The organism is Streptomyces sp. R44, from assembly GCF_041053105.1.
Lineage (GTDB): Bacteria > Actinomycetota > Actinomycetes > Streptomycetales > Streptomycetaceae > Streptomyces.
Genome location: NZ_CP163444.1, coordinates 3430539 through 3447270, shown reverse-complemented (window position 1 = coordinate 3447270; position 16732 = coordinate 3430539). Strand labels below are relative to the sequence as shown.

The following is a 16732-nucleotide window of genomic DNA, read 5'->3' as shown; positions in this document are numbered from 1 at the left end:
GGGCGCCTCAGGCCGGCGGAGCGAACCCGGTAGGACGAGCGCTGGACTCCCCGACGGGATCGACAACCGGGGGAGAGGACACCGGGGGAGCCGACGCAGGGGGAGCGACAACCGAGGACGGAACAGCGCCCGCCACTCCGGACACCGAGGGCACCGCGGGCACCCCGGACACCGCGGGCACCCCAGGCCTACCGGCCCCCATTCCCAGGGCGAAGACCTTTCGCGCGTCCCGCGCCTGCCGCTCGGCCACCACGCCCGCCAGATAGGCATCCGCAGGCACCCCCGCCGGCGGAGGCGTACCGGTCCGCGTCACGACCTCGTCGGCCAGCCGCTCCGCAAGACGCCGCCCCACCACCGGGTCCAGCTCACGCGACCGCGTCAGGTACTGACGTATCTCCAGCCACAGCGCCTCCGGCACCGCCGAGAGATCCAGCCCGGCGAACCGCCCCACCAGCCACGGCGGCGGCGGAGGCACCGCCAGAACGCGCGCCGCGGGTATCCGCTCCCGCACCACGAGCGTCCCCGCGAAGACGTCACCGAGCCGCCGCCCCCGCTCGGACACCAGCGAAGCGACACAGGCGACGACCCCGAAGGTCATCAGGATCTCCACGACCCCCATCGCGCCCCGCACCAGCGCGTGGCGGAACCGGATCGGCCCCCCGTCGTCCCGCACCACCCGCAGCCCACAGGCCATCTTCCCCAGCGACCGCCCGTGCGACAGCGTCTCCACAGCGATCGGCGCCCCCACGAGCACCAGCAGGAAGGACGCGATCGACACCGCCATGACCGCGGCCTCGTCCAGCGAGGCCGTCGCGACCGCGAGCCCGAGCGAGATCAGCAGATACGCGGCCCACACCACGACCAGATCGATGAGCACCGCGAGCGCCCGACTCGGCAGCCGCGCCGGCTGCAACCCCAGTACGACGGCGTCTCCCGTCACCAACCCACTCACGGCACCCACCCTTCTCCGACCTTCCCGACCCCTCCGAACGCCAGTCTGCCAAGCTGACCCGCAGCGCGCCGCAGTAGTACGGACCCGTCCGCAGCCAGTGCCTGGAGCAGCAGCCGATCATGGACCTCGACGTCTACGTGACCGCCCACCGCGCCGAGTGGGAACGCCTCGACCACCTTCTGCGCCAGGGCAACAGGCTCACCGGCGCCGAGGCCGACGAGCTCGTCGCGCTGTACCAGCGCACGGCCACCCACCTCTCGATCGTCCAGTCCAGCGCCCCGGACCCCATGCTCACGGCCCGGCTCACCCAGCTCGTGGCCCGCGCCCGCGCCACCGTCACCGGCACCCGCCGCTCCTCCTGGCGCGACGCGATCCGCTTCCTCACGGCCGGCTTCCCCGCCGCGGTCTACCGCTCACGCCACTGGTGGATCCCCACGGCCGTCCTCTCCACCCTGCTCGCGGTCCTCATCGGCTGGTGGATCGGCACGCATCCGGAGGTCCAGGCCTCGATCGGCGCCTCCACCGACCTCCGCGAGATGACCCGCCCCGGCGGCCAGTACGAGACGTACTACTCCAGCCACCCGGCGGCGTCCTTCGCGGCGCAGGTCTGGACGAACAACGCCCAGGCCGCTGCCATGTGTCTGGTCCTGGGCGCCTTCCTGGGCATCCCGGTCCTCTGGATCCTCTTCCTGAACATGCTGAACCTGGGCGTCGGCCTCGGCCTCATGTCCTCCGCCGGCCGCCTCGACGTCTTCCTCGGCCTGATCCTGCCGCACGGCCTGCTCGAACTGACCGCTGTCTTCGTGGCCGCCGGTACGGGCCTCCGGCTCGGCTGGACCGTCATCGACCCGGGCCCCAGAACCCGCCGCGCCGCCCTGGCGGAACAGGGCCGGTCGGCCGTCGGCATGGCCATCGGCCTGGCCCTGGTCCTCTTCGTCTCGGGCCTGCTCGAAGGCTTCGTCACCCCCTCGGGCCTCCCCACCTGGGCCCGCATCGCCATCGGCATCGCCGCCGAGCTGGCCTTCCTCGCGTACGTGTACGTCCTCGGCGGCCGCGCCGCCCGGGCCGGCGACATCGGCGACCTGGAGGAGCCCGACCGCAGCGCCGCGCTCCCCACCGCCGCCTGATGTGCGTCGACCCCTCCTGAGCTGCTAGTCTCCTCCGGTGCTCGCGAAACCCGTTGACACGGGGCTCGTGGGGAGGTAGATTCAAACGGTTGCCTAGAACTGGACAGTTCGGCAGTGACCGGGTAGAGTCTCACTCACTCCGGCAGGGATTTGATTCCACGGAGTCACCCCGATTCTTATTCGAATCACGAAAGCCACCGATTAGGTCGGCCGAAATGAATCTGATAAAGTCGAAACCGCCGGAAGGGCCCGGAGCGAAAGCAAAAGGGACCGGAAAGCACCGAGGAAATCGGATCGGAAAGATCTGATAGAGTCGGAAACGAAGGAAGCGCCCGGAGGGCCTGGAAACAGGAACGAAGGAAGCGTCCGCACCTTGAGAACTCAACAGCGTGCCAAAAATCAACGCCAGATTAGTTGATACCCCGTCCATCTTCGGATGGTCGAGGTTCCTTTGAAAAAGTCCACCCCTCGGGGTGGCACACTACAGCGAGGACGCTGTGGACGGTCGGCCATATTCCGGCATGACTGTCCCGCTCAACGCGAGTGTCTGACCCGATTACGGGTAAACATTCACGGAGAGTTTGATCCTGGCTCAGGACGAACGCTGGCGGCGTGCTTAACACATGCAAGTCGAACGATGAAGCCCTTCGGGGTGGATTAGTGGCGAACGGGTGAGTAACACGTGGGCAATCTGCCCTTCACTCTGGGACAAGCCCTGGAAACGGGGTCTAATACCGGATACGACTGCGGGAGGCATCTCCTGCGGTGGAAAGCTCCGGCGGTGAAGGATGAGCCCGCGGCCTATCAGCTTGTTGGTGGGGTAATGGCCTACCAAGGCGACGACGGGTAGCCGGCCTGAGAGGGCGACCGGCCACACTGGGACTGAGACACGGCCCAGACTCCTACGGGAGGCAGCAGTGGGGAATATTGCACAATGGGCGAAAGCCTGATGCAGCGACGCCGCGTGAGGGATGACGGCCTTCGGGTTGTAAACCTCTTTCAGCAGGGAAGAAGCGAAAGTGACGGTACCTGCAGAAGAAGCGCCGGCTAACTACGTGCCAGCAGCCGCGGTAATACGTAGGGCGCAAGCGTTGTCCGGAATTATTGGGCGTAAAGAGCTCGTAGGCGGCTTGTCACGTCGGGTGTGAAAGCCCGGGGCTTAACCCCGGGTCTGCATCCGATACGGGCAGGCTAGAGTGTGGTAGGGGAGATCGGAATTCCTGGTGTAGCGGTGAAATGCGCAGATATCAGGAGGAACACCGGTGGCGAAGGCGGATCTCTGGGCCATTACTGACGCTGAGGAGCGAAAGCGTGGGGAGCGAACAGGATTAGATACCCTGGTAGTCCACGCCGTAAACGTTGGGAACTAGGTGTTGGCGACATTCCACGTCGTCGGTGCCGCAGCTAACGCATTAAGTTCCCCGCCTGGGGAGTACGGCCGCAAGGCTAAAACTCAAAGGAATTGACGGGGGCCCGCACAAGCAGCGGAGCATGTGGCTTAATTCGACGCAACGCGAAGAACCTTACCAAGGCTTGACATATACCGGAAAGCATTAGAGATAGTGCCCCCCTTGTGGTCGGTATACAGGTGGTGCATGGCTGTCGTCAGCTCGTGTCGTGAGATGTTGGGTTAAGTCCCGCAACGAGCGCAACCCTTGTCCTGTGTTGCCAGCATGCCCTTCGGGGTGATGGGGACTCACAGGAGACCGCCGGGGTCAACTCGGAGGAAGGTGGGGACGACGTCAAGTCATCATGCCCCTTATGTCTTGGGCTGCACACGTGCTACAATGGCCGGTACAAAGAGCTGCGATGCCGTGAGGCGGAGCGAATCTCAAAAAGCCGGTCTCAGTTCGGATTGGGGTCTGCAACTCGACCCCATGAAGTCGGAGTTGCTAGTAATCGCAGATCAGCATTGCTGCGGTGAATACGTTCCCGGGCCTTGTACACACCGCCCGTCACGTCACGAAAGTCGGTAACACCCGAAGCCGGTGGCCCAACCCCTTGTGGGAGGGAGCTGTCGAAGGTGGGACTGGCGATTGGGACGAAGTCGTAACAAGGTAGCCGTACCGGAAGGTGCGGCTGGATCACCTCCTTTCTAAGGAGCACAGTACCGATTGCAGGCAAACGTTCTGCACGGTCAGCTCATGGGTGGAACGTTGATTAGTTGGCACACTCGGATGTCTCCTTCACAAGTACTGCTTCGGCGTGGAACGTGACGAGAGTTCTGAAGAGTGTGCTTGGCACGTTGTTGGGTGTCTGAGGGTACGGCCGTCATGGTCATGCCTTCGAGGATGCCGGCCCCAGTGAACCTGGTTCTTTGGATCAGGGTGATGGGTGGCTGGTCGTTGTTTGAGAACTACACAGTGGACGCGAGCATCTGTGGCCAAGTTTTTAAGGGCGCACGGTGGATGCCTTGGCACCAGGAACCGATGAAGGACGTGGGAGGCCACGATAGTCCCCGGGGAGCCGTCAACCAGGCTTTGATCCGGGGGTTTCCGAATGGGGAAACCCGGCAGTCGTCATGGGCTGTCACCCATGCCTGAACACATAGGGCATGTGGAGGGAACGAGGGGAAGTGAAACATCTCAGTACCCTCAGGAAGAGAAAACAACCGTGATTCCGGGAGTAGTGGCGAGCGAAACCGGATGAGGCCAAACCGTATGCGTGTGATACCCGGCAGGGGTTGCGCATGCGGGGTTGTGGGATCTCTCTTTCACAGTCTGCCGGCTGTGAGACGAGTCAGAAACCGTATGGATAGGCGAAGGACATGCGAAAGGTCCGGCGTAGAGGGTAAGACCCCCGTAGCTGAAATCTGTACGGCTCGTTTGAGAGACACCCAAGTAGCACGGGGCCCGAGAAATCCCGTGTGAATCTGGCGGGACCACCCGCTAAGCCTAAATATTCCCTGGTGACCGATAGCGGATAGTACCGTGAGGGAATGGTGAAAAGTACCGCGGGAGCGGAGTGAAATAGTACCTGAAACCGTGTGCCTACAAGCCGTGGGAGCGTCGGATACAGCTTGCTGTATCTCGTGACTGCGTGCCTTTTGAAGAATGAGCCTGCGAGTTTGCGGTGTGTTGCGAGGTTAACCCGTGTGGGGAAGCCGTAGCGAAAGCGAGTCCGAATAGGGCGATTCAGTAGCACGCTCAAGACCCGAAGCGGAGTGATCTAGCCATGGGCAGGTTGAAGCGGAGGTAAGACTTCGTGGAGGACCGAACCCACCAGGGTTGAAAACCTGGGGGATGACCTGTGGTTAGGGGTGAAAGGCCAATCAAACTCCGTGATAGCTGGTTCTCCCCGAAATGCATTTAGGTGCAGCGTCGTGTGTTTCTTGCCGGAGGTAGAGCACTGGATAGGCGATGGGCCCTACCGGGTTACTGACCTTAGCCAAACTCCGAATGCCGGTAAGTGAGAGCGCGGCAGTGAGACTGTGGGGGATAAGCTCCATGGTCGAGAGGGAAACAGCCCAGAGCATCGACTAAGGCCCCTAAGCGTACGCTAAGTGGGAAAGGATGTGGAGTCGCAGAGACAACCAGGAGGTTGGCTTAGAAGCAGCCACCCTTGAAAGAGTGCGTAATAGCTCACTGGTCAAGTGATTCCGCGCCGACAATGTAGCGGGGCTCAAGCGTACCGCCGAAGTCGTGTCATTGCAGCATGAGGGCCAACGCCCGCTGTGATGGGTAGGGGAGCGTCGTGTGCCGGGTGAAGCAGCCGCGGAAGCGAGTTGTGGACGGTTCACGAGTGAGAATGCAGGCATGAGTAGCGATACACACGTGAGAAACGTGTGCGCCGATTGACTAAGGGTTCCTGGGTCAAGCTGATCTGCCCAGGGTAAGTCGGGACCTAAGGCGAGGCCGACAGGCGTAGTCGATGGACAACCGGTTGATATTCCGGTACCCGCTTTGAAACGCCCAATATCGAGCCCATTAATGCTAAGGCCGTGAAGCCGTTCCGGACCCTTCGGGGAAAGGAAAGTGGTGGAGCCGTCGACCCAAGGTGGTAGTAGGTAAGCGATGGGGTGACGCAGGAAGGTAGTCCAGCCCGGGCGGTGGTTGTCCCGGGGTAAGGGTGTAGGGCGTGTGATAGGCAAATCCGTCACACATGAAGCCTGAGACCTGATGCCGAGCCGATTGTGGTGAAGTGGATGATCCTATGCTGTCGAGAAAAGCCTCTAGCGAGTTTCATGGCGGCCCGTACCCTAAACCGACTCAGGTGGTCAGGTAGAGAATACCGAGGCGTTCGGGTGAACTATGGTTAAGGAACTCGGCAAAATGCCCCCGTAACTTCGGGAGAAGGGGGGCCACGCCTGGTGATCGGATTTACTCCGTGAGCTGGGGGTGGCCGCAGAGACCAGCGAGAAGCGACTGTTTACTAAAAACACAGGTCCGTGCGAAGCCGTAAGGCGATGTATACGGACTGACGCCTGCCCGGTGCTGGAACGTTAAGGGGACCGGTTAGCTCTGTTTCGACAGGGCGAAGCTGAGAACTTAAGCGCCAGTAAACGGCGGTGGTAACTATAACCATCCTAAGGTAGCGAAATTCCTTGTCGGGTAAGTTCCGACCTGCACGAATGGCGTAACGACTTCTCGACTGTCTCAACCATAGGCCCGGTGAAATTGCACTACGAGTAAAGATGCTCGTTTCGCGCAGCAGGACGGAAAGACCCCGGGACCTTTACTACAGTTTGATATTGGTGTTCGGTTCGGCTTGTGTAGGATAGGTGGGAGACTTTGAAGCCGTGACGCCAGTCATGGTGGAGTCGCCGTTGAAATACCACTCTGGTCGTGCTGGATGTCTAACCTCGGTCCGTGATCCGGATCAGGGACAGTGTCTGATGGGTAGTTTAACTGGGGCGGTTGCCTCCCAAAGGGTAACGGAGGCGCCCAAAGGTTCCCTCAGCCTGGTTGGCAATCAGGTGTTGAGTGTAAGTGCACAAGGGAGCTTGACTGTGAGACCGACGGGTCGAGCAGGGACGAAAGTCGGGACTAGTGATCCGGCGGTGGCTTGTGGAAGCGCCGTCGCTCAACGGATAAAAGGTACCCCGGGGATAACAGGCTGATCTTCCCCAAGAGTCCATATCGACGGGATGGTTTGGCACCTCGATGTCGGCTCGTCGCATCCTGGGGCTGGAGTCGGTCCCAAGGGTTGGGCTGTTCGCCCATTAAAGCGGTACGCGAGCTGGGTTTAGAACGTCGTGAGACAGTTCGGTCCCTATCCGCTGTGCGCGTAGGAATATTGAGAAGGGCTGTCCCTAGTACGAGAGGACCGGGACGGACGAACCTCTGGTGTGCCAGTTGTCCTGCCAAGGGCATGGCTGGTTGGCTACGTTCGGGAGGGATAACCGCTGAAAGCATCTAAGCGGGAAGCCTGCTTCGAGATGAGTATTCCCACCTCCTTGAGAGGGTAAGGCTCCCAGTAGACGACTGGGTTGATAGGCCGGATGTGGAAGCCCAGTAATGGGTGGAGCTGACCGGTACTAATAGGCCGAGGGCTTGTCCTCAGTTGCTCGCGTCCACTGTGTTAGTTCTGAAGCAATGAACTCCCTTGCCGGTTGAGTTCAACTTCATAGAGTTTCGGTGGTCATAGCGTTAGGGAAACGCCCGGTTACATTCCGAACCCGGAAGCTAAGCCTTTCAGCGCCGATGGTACTGCAGGGGGGACCCTGTGGGAGAGTAGGACGCCGCCGAACAATCATTGTGGGAAAGCCCCGCACCTCATGGTGCGGGGCTTTTCTGCGTTTACGGTACGGACCCCTTCCGGAGGGGCGCTTGTTGTCGGGCTCAGAGGCGGCCGGCTGCTTTCAGGGCCAGGTAGGCGTCTGCCAGGGCGGGGGCGAGGGTGTCGGGGGTGGCGTCGACGACCGTGACGCCGTGGCGCTGGAGCTGGTCCGCGGTACGGGCGCGCTGGGACTGGGTCTGTGTGGCCGCTGCTGCCTCGTAGACGGCCTCGATGGTGCCTCGGGCCTCGGCCATGCGCGTGACGTGCGGGTCGGCCACGGAGGCCACCAGGACCGTGTGGCGCTGGGCGAGCTGCGGGAGGACCGGGAGGAGGCCCTCCTCGATCGGGGCCGCGTCGAGGCTCGTCAGGAGGACGATCAGCGAGCGGCGTGGAGCGCGTGCCAGAGCCGTCGCGGCCAGGCCGCGCGCGTCCGTCTCCACCAGTTCGGGCTCCAGCGGGGCGAGAGCGTTGACCACGGCCGGGAGCACGTCGCCGGCGGAACGGCCCTGGACCTGGGCGCGGAGCCGCCGGTCGTAGGCCAGCAGGTCCACGCGGTCACCGGCGCGGGAGGCGAGAGCGGTGAGGAGGAGAGCCGCGTCCATCGAGGCGTCCAGACGCGGCACGTCGCCGACGCGGCCCGCCGAGGTGCGACCGGTGTCGAGGACGATCAGGATGTGCCGGTCGCGCTCGGGGCGCCAGGTGCGGACCGCGACGGCGGTCTGGCGGGCCGTGGCCCGCCAGTCGATGGAGCGGGTGTCGTCCCCGGGGACGTACTCGCGGAGGCTGTCGAACTCCGTGCCCTCGCCGCGGGTGAGCACGCTGGTGCGGCCGTCGAGCTCGCGGAGCCGGGCCAGGCGGGACGGCAGGTGCTTGCGGCTGGTGAAGGGCGGCAGGACCCGGACGGTCCAGGGGACCTCGTGGTGGCCCTGGCGGGCCGCGAGCCCGAGAGGGCCGAAGGAGCGGACCGTGATCCGTACCGCGTGGCGGTCCCCGCGGCGGGTCGGGCGCAGGCTCGTGGTGAGGCGGCGGCGCTCGCCGGCGGGGACGGTCAGCCGGCGGCGCGAGGAGGCCTGCTCGGTGCCGGGGACCCAGCTGCTGGGCGGCCAGGCGTCGCGGAGCTGGGCGCGGAGGCGCCGGCGGGAGGGGTTGCTGACGGTGAGCTGGACTTCGGCTCCGTCACCGAGTCGAACGGATGTATCACCACTTCGGGTGAATTGGAGCCTTCGTACTGGCGCCGCCAAGGCGTAGTCGCACAGAATTGCGAGGGAGAGAGGCGCGTTCACCGCAAGCATCCCCGTCCAGCTGGGGGCGAGGATGCCGACGGGGAGCGATCCGAGGGCGGCGAGCAGCGCGGTTCGTCCGGTGAGGGCCATGAGGCGCCGTTCTCAGCGGGGGACGGGGACGTGGGCGAGGATCGAGTTGATGACGGAGTCGGGGGTGACCCCCTCCATCTCGGCCTCGGGCCGCAGGTGGATGCGATGACGCAGGGTGGGGAGAGCGAGGGCCTTCACATCGTCCGGGGTGACGTAGTCCCGGCCGGTGAGCCAGGCCCAGGCGCGGGCGGTGGAGAGCAGGGCGGTGGCGCCTCGGGGAGAGACCCCGAGTGTGAGTGAGGGGGATTCACGCGTGGCACGGCAGATATCGACGACATAGCCGGCGATCTCGGCGGAGACCGAGACCTTGGCGACGGCGGCGCGGGCCGCTTCGAGCTCGGCGGGGCCCGCGACCGGGCGGACTCCGGCGGCCTTCAGGTCGCGGGGGTCGAAGCCCTCGGCGTGCCGGGTGAGGACGTGGATCTCGTCCGCGCGTGAGGGCAGAGGGACCGTCAGCTTCAGGAGGAAGCGGTCCAGTTGGGCCTCGGGGAGGGGGTAGGTGCCCTCGTACTCGACGGGGTTCTGGGTCGCGGCGACCAGGAACGGCTCCGGGAGGAGGCGCGGGGTGCCGTCGACCGTGACCTGACGCTCCTCCATCGCCTCCAGGAGGGAGGACTGGGTCTTCGGGGGCGTGCGGTTGATCTCGTCGGCGAGCAGCAGGTTGGTGAAGACCGGGCCGGGCTGGAAGGAGAACTCGGCGGTGCGGGCGTCGTAGACCAGGGAGCCGGTGACGTCGCTCGGCATCAGGTCGGGGGTGAACTGGACGCGCTTGGTGTCGAGTTCGAGTGCGGCGGCCAGTGAGCGGACCAGGAGGGTCTTGGCGACTCCGGGGACGCCTTCGAGGAGGACGTGTCCCCGGCAGAGCAGGGCGACGACGAGACCGGTGACGGCGGGGTCCTGGCCGACCACGGCCTTCGCGATCTCGGTGCGCAGGGCCTCCAGGGAAGCGCGGGCGCTGTCCGAGTCCGTGGCGATCTCGGGGGTCGGGGCGCTCATGAGGTGCGTACCTCTCTTTCGAGGGCGTCGAGTTGGTCCGCCAGGCGGATGAGGGTGGCGTCGTCGGCGGGAGCCGGGCCGAAGAGGAGGTCCTTGGGGTCCGCGGTGGTCTCGGGGAGACGGGCGGAGAGTGCGGGGAGGAGACGGTCGGGGGCGTGGGCGTCCTGGACGGCGACGCCGAGCAGCGGGGCGAGCCGGGAGCGGGTCGCGGTGCGCAGGACGGAGGCGGCGCGGTCGCGGGCGTTCGCCTTGCGGTAGAGGCGGGCGCGGCCCTCGGTGGCCTCCGAGGCGCGCAGGGCCACGGGGAGGCGCTCGGTGACCAGGGGGCCGAGGCGGCGGCCGCGCCAGAGGGCGGCCAGCAGGGCCGCGAGGGCGAGTTGGAGGGTGCCCCACAGCCAGCCTGAGGGGATCAGGGAGAGGAAGTTGCCCGTGGTGTCGCCGGCCGGTGTGTCGGCGGTGGCCGAGGCGTCGGAGAGGGAGGGGAGGTACCAGACGAGATGGGGCTGGGAGCCGAGGAGTTGCAGGGCCAGCGAGGCGTTGCCCCGTTGGTCGAGGCGGGAGTTGTAGAGGATGTCGGGCGAGCCGAGGAGGACCGTGTCGGGACCCCTGCCGGTGTCGTCGGCGGGGAGGTGCAGCAGGGTCGGCAGGCCGTCCGCGTGGTAGCAGGCGGAGGCGGTGGTGCCGGGGGAGGGCTCGTAGCGTTCGCCGCCGAGGTCGACGCTGCCGGCGCGGGTGGCGGCCGGCAGGGTGCAGTCGGGGGTGCGTTCCCGTACCGGGGTGCTCGGGGCGCTGGTGACTCCCGGGGCGAGGGTGGCGAGGGAGGCGCGGCCGGCGCCGATGAGGACCGTGCGGCCGGTGGAGTTCTCCATGGCCGTGTGGAGCGTGGACTGCTGGCTGTCCGTCAGCAGGTCGGGGGTGGTGACCAGGAGGGTCGTTCCGGTGGCCGTCGAGGCGATGGCTTCGTCGAGGGTGGTGGCGACGGTGACGGTGACGCCGCGGGCCCTGAGGAGCTCGGCGACGGCCAGGCTGCCGTGCGGGTCGGCGGAGCGCGGGTCGAGGGAGGCGTGGGCGTCGGTGGAGCGGACCGTCGCGAGGGCGAGGCCGCCGATCAGGACCAGGGCGAGGACGAGGACCGCGCCGCGGACGCGGGTCCACACCTGGCGGGCGGTTGGGGCGGTCGAGGTGCCGGCGGCCGGGCGGCTCATGCGGGGGTCCCCGTGGAGGCGGTGTCGAGGGTGGGGCGGGTCCGCTCCAGGGCGGTGTCCAGTTCCTCGACGCGGCGGTACGCGGGCTCGTCGGCGGTGCGGCCGCCGTATGTGACGTCGTCGAAGGTGCGGGCCGCGAGGCGCAGGTCGTCCGCGTGGGAGGGGAGGGAGCGGCCGGCTTCGGCGGCGGCCTCGTCGGCGGTGCGGCCGGGGCGGGGGTCGAGGAGGGTGCGCTCTTCGAGGGAGCGGACGATGGCGCGCATCCGTTCCTGGACGGCCTCGTTCCAGCGGCCGGCGGAGGCGTGCCGGGCGGCGGCCGTGCGGTGGTCGCGGGCGGTGCGGGGGCCGTCGGCGAAGAGCGAGTCGCCGGTGGTGCCGGGGGACCGGCGCGGGGTGCCGAGGCGCCACCAGAAGGCGGCTGCGAGGGCGGCCACGAGCAGGACGATGACGACGAGGCCGAGGACGCCGCCCGGGGTGGCCCCCGAAGCGGTGCCGAAGAGGTCGTCGAGCCACTCCCAGAAGCGGTCGAGGCCGCGCTGGAGGAGGTTCGGGTCGTTCTGGTGGTACTTCGGGTCGGACAGCTCCCGCTCCGCCGCCTCGCGGGCGGGTGTGCGGGAGATGTCCACCGGTACGTCGCCTTCGGCGCGCAGCCGTGCCAGTGCCGCGGCCGTTCCCCCCGTGACCGTCACCGCATCAGCCCCCGACGGTGTCGGTGCCCGGCGTGGGGTCGTAGCCGGGGAGGCCTGCGGCCCGGGCCAGTTCGAGGTCCAGGGCTTCGCGGCGGATGCGCTGGTCCACGTAGAGGAGGACCGTGACACCGGCCGAGATCGGGTAGGTGATCGCGCTGGTGATCACGCCGCCGATGCCCGTGACGATCAGGAACGGCCAGCCGAAGGTGGTGGCGGTGCCGGAGAGCAGGCCCTCGAAGCCTTCGCCGTCCACCGCGATGCCGACGATGGTGAACGGGATCGCGATGATCATGGCGAAGAGGAAGATCAGCAGCTGGGTCAGCAGCGTGATGCCGAAGATCCGCCACCAGGTGCCCTGCACCAGCTTCGCCGAGCGCTTCAGCGCCTGGACGACGCCGCGGCGCTCCAGCATCAGGGCGGGGGAGGAGAGGCTGAAGCGGATCATCAGCCAGATGACCGCCACGATGGCGCCGAGACCTCCGAGGAAGGTCAGTGCCACGCCGGCGGCACCGCCGATCAGGAGGCCGGGGAACAGGCCGACGCTCACGATGGCCACGGTCATCGCCGCGAGCAGCAGGGTCAGGCCGAGCAGCTGGAGCAGCCGCGGGCGGGCCTCCTGCCAGGCCGAGCCCAGCGAGACCGGGCGGCCGAGGACCGCGCGGCTGATGACGACGGTCAGCAGGGCGGCGCTCACGAGCGACGCCATCATCGTCACGAGAAGGGCGGGGCCCAGGCCGATCAGGGAGGCCTGGGCGGAGTCCAGGGACTGCTCCAGCTGTTCGGCGGGCGTGGCGTCCGGGTTGAGCTCCGGGGCGGCCGGCACGAGGTAGCGCTGGGCCAGGATGTCGGCGATCTGGGAGATCACCGCGACCGTCACCGTGATGGAGAGGACCGTGCGCCAGTAGGTGCGGAGGGTCTTCACCGCGCCGTCGAGGATCTCGCCCATGCCCAGCGGGCGCAGCGGGATGACTCCGGGCTTCGCGGCCGGAGGCCTGCCCCAGTTGACGTGCGGGGGCGGGGTTCCCCAGTTCTGGCCGGGGGCGGGCTGTGGGGTCCGGTCGGTCGGCGAGGTCCACTGGCCGGCGGGCGGCTGGTCCTTGGACCACTGGGTGGCGGAGCCGTTCGCGTCGGCCGTGGCGGGGGGTCCCTGGACCCCGGAGTCGTCCTGGCCGTCGGAGGGGGCGGATCCGGGCGAGGTCCAGCCCGGAGTGTCGTTCACGGTCGTCCACCTCGGAGGATTGGTCGCGGTGCCGGATCGGCGAACCGGCTCGGTCACGGCGGCCGACACCTGACACGGCGGCGGGCCGGGTGCCATCGTGCCACGCGGGGCCCGCCCGTGGGCCGGAGCCTTGATCTCCTTCGTACCTTTGTCCGGACCTTCATGGTGCAAGCGGTGGGCGGCACAGTGTGCGGATGGTTCCGCCGACGAGAGGGCTGTGACATCCGTCACTGGCATCAAAGGAGCGGGCGAGAGGTCGAGTCCGGCTCAGGGCTGACGGGCGGTGTGGGGCGAGGGCTGCGCGGGTGAGGTACGGGGGAGGCGTGACGCCGTGATGAGGCCGACGAGAGCTGCCAGAGCGAGGGTGGCCATGGCGGCGGCGTAGGCGTTCTTGGTGAGGTTGGCGACCAGGATCGTGCCGGCGATGGCGGTGCCGAAGGTGGAGCCGAGCCGATCATGATCAATGTTCGCTGTGCGAGGCGTTTGGCGAGGCGTTCCGCCCCGAGCGAGGAGACGAGCAGGCCGAGGGTGGCGGCGGTGAAGATGACGCCGGTTTCGATGGCGTCGTAGCCGCGGACGACCTGGAGGTAGGTGGCCACGGTGAAGGACGTGCCCATGAGCAGGAGCCATGGGGCGTTCTGGGTGATCAGGCCGAGGTTGGAGGTGCGCTCGCGGAAGAGGCTCCGATGCCTCCGGCGGCCATGATCACTCCGAAGGCGCGGGCTCGCGAGGTGAGGTCGGTGAAGAGCAGTGTGGTGAGGATGTACACCGGTGGGATGAGGAGGGCCGTACCGATGCCTTCGAGGATCGAGTTGCCGAGGATCAGTACGCCGAGTCCGGGGGCCACGGCGCTGAGGACGGCGCCGACGCCGTAGACGGCCAGCCCCACGAGGAAGCAGCGCTTGCGGCCGAAGCGGTCGGTCGCCTTCCCGCCCGGAATCATGAGGGCGGCCATGACGAGGAGGAACACGGTGATCGCGACCTGAACGCCCTGGACGGTGGTGTCCAGGTCGTGACTGATGTCGTTGATCATCACGTTCAGGTTCGAGTCGGCGAAGCTGCAGATGAACTGCGCCAGCGCGAGGGGAGCGAGCATCCGCGACCCGGCGCGGGCGACATCCTCGGGCATGGGACCTGGCCTCTCTTCGCGGCCGGCGGTTCAGGCGTCCTGCCGGTCGGCGCGGTCGAGTTCCTCGTCGAGGGCGAGGGCGGCGGTGACGAGGGCGAGATGCGTGAACGCCTGCGGGAAGTTTCCGAGCTCAGACCGACGTGGTTGGCGTAGGTGAGCATCTTGTCGAAGGCGTAGCGGGCCTGATGGACCCGACCGGATCGGGCGAGCGCCTCGACGTACAGGAAGCTGCACAGGCTGAAGGCGCCTTCGGAGCCCCGCAGTCCGTCGGGGAGGCGGACGGGTCGTATCGGTAGACGAGGCTGTCGCTGACCAGCTCCTCGCCCATCGCGTCCAGTGTGCTGAGCCAGTCCGGGTCCGTGGGGGACACGAAGCCGACGCGGGGCATCAGCAGCAGCGAGGCGTCCAGGACGTCGGTGTGCCCTCGTCCGGGCGGCCCCAGTGGTCGCACAGCCAGTCGACGAGCCCCGCGAACACGCGCCAGCCGCGAAGGCCGCCGATGTCGCTGGACTGGGCAAGGGCGTACGCGGCCTCGCCGTAGATGTCCTGTTGGATCTGGTCGGCCGCGGCGTTTCCGGCCCGGACCGGGGCGGAGCGCCGGTACCCAGGTGTAGCGGTGGTCCCAGTTTCGCTCGCCGCCGATCTCCTCGGGAAGACCCATCGTGGCCGCCGCGATCGGGGCGCCGGTCGGCGCGTAGGTGAGCAGCTTGAGGGTGATGGCGGAACGGATGACCATCTCGTGCCAGCGGCCCTTGTAGCGGCAGGACTTCAACCAGCCGAGCCATAAGTCACGGCATGCGTCGAGCAGTGCCGTGATCTCCTCGGTGGTCGGCATCACCCCTCCGGGGCGGCCACTGCGAGCGCCCGCTGTGCCCGTGTCGCTGGTGAGGATCACCGCCGCGCTCTCGCCGGCATTCAGGTTGAAGCGGCTCGTGACGTCGGCGCCGTCGGCGTGCAGCCGTAGCGGACCGGAAGCCTGGAGGTGCAGGTCGGTGTCGGGGCCCTGGAAGCCGACACTGCCGTCTTCGAGGTGGCTGAGCGTGTGCGAGGCGCGTCCGTAGTCGAAGCGGGGTCTGCACAGCAGCTCGAAGGGCAGACTGCCGCGGACGACCCGGGCCACGCGGATGAGGCGGTGCCTGTCGGCGGGGAGCTCGGAGTCGATGGGCTCCATGAAGTCGATGACTTCTCCGACAGCTGGCGCACCGTGCAGTCCTGACCGAAGTCCACGGCCAGACGGCAGTGGCCGCCCCGATCACTGTCGAGCAGCGAGGCGAACAGGCTCGGCGAGTGCGGGCCCGGGGTCGTCGAGCACGACGAGACCGACTGTCTGCGGTGGGCGGACAGTCACCCCTCCATGCTCACCACTGCCTCCGCCCGGCCGCACCTCGGACGGGAAGCCCGGCGTCGGTTCCGGCCCGTTCGGTCCGTCCGGAGCCCAGAAGGCCCAGTCCTGGCCGTGGGCCTCCGGGGCCGATTCGGGTACGGTTCTGCGCGACCACGGGGGACACGGGGGTGACATCCATGACTGACATCAACACCCATGAACACGGGCAGTCACCGACGGTTGATCAAGGACGTCGCCGCAGGTCAGTGAGGTATCTCACCAGCCGCCTTAGGACTGATACGGAAATGGGATGATGTCGATATGAAGGGACGCGTTCTTGTCGTCGACGACGACACCGCACTGGCCGAGATGCTCGGCATCGTGCTGCGGGGTGAAGGGTTCGAGCCGTCGTTCGTTGCGGACGGTGACAAGGCGCTTGCCGCTTTCAGAGAGGCCAAGCCCGACCTGGTGCTGCTCGACCTGATGCTGCCCGGCAGGGACGGCATCGAGGTGTGCCGGCTCATCCGGGCCGAGTCCGGGGTGCCGATCGTCATGCTCACGGCCAAGAGCGACACCGTCGACGTGGTCGTGGGCCTGGAGTCCGGCGCCGACGACTACATCGTGAAGCCGTTCAAGCCGAAGGAGCTCGTCGCCCGCATCCGGGCGCGGCTGCGGAGGTCCGAGGAGCCCGCCCCCGAGCAGCTCACCATCGGCGACCTCGTCATCGACGTGGCCGGGCACTCCGTGAAGCGGGACGGCCAGTCCATCGCGCTGACCCCGCTGGAGTTCGACCTGCTTGTCGCCCTCGCGCGCAAGCCGTGGCAGGTCTTCACGCGTGAGGTGCTTCTGGAGCAGGTCTGGGGCTACCGGCACGCGGCCGACACCCGGCTGGTGAACGTGCACGTCCAGCGGCTGCGCTCGAAGGTCGAGAAGGACCCCGAGCGCCCGGAGATCGTGGTGACCGTCCGCGGTGTCGGTTACAAGGCGGGGCCGAGCTGAC

Annotated in this window: 8 protein-coding genes, 3 rRNA genes and 2 pseudogenes; 5 read left to right on the top strand and 8 right to left on the bottom strand. The window is 67.0% G+C overall.

Annotation, left to right across the window (positions count from 1 at the left end):
• Window positions 1-7: 7 nt before the first annotated feature.
• A complete protein-coding gene (locus AB5J54_RS15840; RefSeq protein WP_369144554.1) occupies window positions 8-952 on the bottom strand; it encodes an RDD family protein in 945 nt (314 codons plus the stop codon).
• A 119-nt stretch (window positions 953-1071) separates the two neighbouring features.
• Here AB5J54_RS15840 and AB5J54_RS15835 point away from each other — a divergent pair, with 119 nt between their 5' ends.
• From AB5J54_RS15835 to rrf, 4 genes are all read left to right on the top strand, one after another.
• A complete protein-coding gene (locus AB5J54_RS15835; protein WP_369144553.1) occupies window positions 1072-2079 on the top strand; it encodes a stage II sporulation protein M in 1008 nt (335 codons plus the stop codon).
• A gap of 569 nt (window positions 2080-2648) precedes the next feature.
• Window positions 2649-4174: ribosomal RNA gene (locus AB5J54_RS15830) — 16S ribosomal RNA — on the top strand.
• 286 nt (window positions 4175-4460) lie between these two features.
• Window positions 4461-7579 (top strand): 23S ribosomal RNA (locus tag AB5J54_RS15825).
• A gap of 72 nt (window positions 7580-7651) precedes the next feature.
• Window positions 7652-7768 (top strand): 5S ribosomal RNA (rrf, locus tag AB5J54_RS15820).
• The 16S, 23S and 5S rRNA genes sit together here, the layout of an rRNA operon.
• A 91-nt stretch (window positions 7769-7859) precedes the next feature.
• Here rrf and AB5J54_RS15815 read toward each other — a convergent pair.
• The 7 genes and pseudogenes from AB5J54_RS15815 to AB5J54_RS15785 all read right to left on the bottom strand — a co-directional run.
• The gene (locus AB5J54_RS15815; RefSeq protein ID WP_369144552.1) at window positions 7860-9170 is read right to left on the bottom strand and encodes a DUF58 domain-containing protein; all 1311 of its coding nucleotides are present in this window, start codon (window positions 9168-9170) and stop codon (window positions 7860-7862) included.
• Window positions 9171-9182: 12 nt separating this feature from the next.
• Window positions 9183-10166 (bottom strand): AAA family ATPase, encoded by a 984-nt coding sequence (locus AB5J54_RS15810; RefSeq protein ID WP_369144551.1) that lies wholly within the window; start codon window positions 10164-10166, stop codon window positions 9183-9185.
• Window positions 10163-11371 (bottom strand): DUF4350 domain-containing protein, encoded by a 1209-nt coding sequence (locus tag AB5J54_RS15805; RefSeq protein ID WP_369144550.1) that lies wholly within the window; start codon window positions 11369-11371, stop codon window positions 10163-10165. The genes AB5J54_RS15810 and AB5J54_RS15805 overlap by 4 nt, the downstream gene beginning before the upstream one ends.
• On the bottom strand, window positions 11368-12060 hold the full coding sequence (locus AB5J54_RS15800) for a DUF4129 domain-containing protein (RefSeq protein WP_369144549.1): 693 nt from the start codon (window positions 12058-12060) through the stop codon (window positions 11368-11370). The genes AB5J54_RS15805 and AB5J54_RS15800 overlap by 4 nt, the downstream gene beginning before the upstream one ends.
• 4 nt (window positions 12061-12064) lie before the next feature.
• Window positions 12065-13279 carry a hypothetical protein gene (locus AB5J54_RS15795; protein ID WP_369144548.1) on the bottom strand — a complete coding sequence of 405 codons (1215 nt, stop codon included), beginning with the start codon at window positions 13277-13279 and terminating at the stop codon, window positions 12065-12067.
• A gap of 267 nt (window positions 13280-13546) precedes the next feature.
• Window positions 13547-14375: pseudogene (locus AB5J54_RS15790) on the bottom strand (MFS transporter).
• Window positions 14376-14438: 63 nt separating this feature from the next.
• Window positions 14439-15695, bottom strand: a pseudogene (locus AB5J54_RS15785) (glycoside hydrolase family 15 protein); the annotation flags it as partial.
• Between the two features lie 358 nt (window positions 15696-16053).
• Here AB5J54_RS15785 and mtrA point away from each other — a divergent pair.
• Complete coding sequence (gene mtrA / locus AB5J54_RS15780; RefSeq protein WP_010356958.1) at window positions 16054-16731, top strand: two-component system response regulator MtrA; 678 nt, start codon at window positions 16054-16056, stop codon at window positions 16729-16731.
• Window position 16732: the final 1 nt, after the last annotated feature.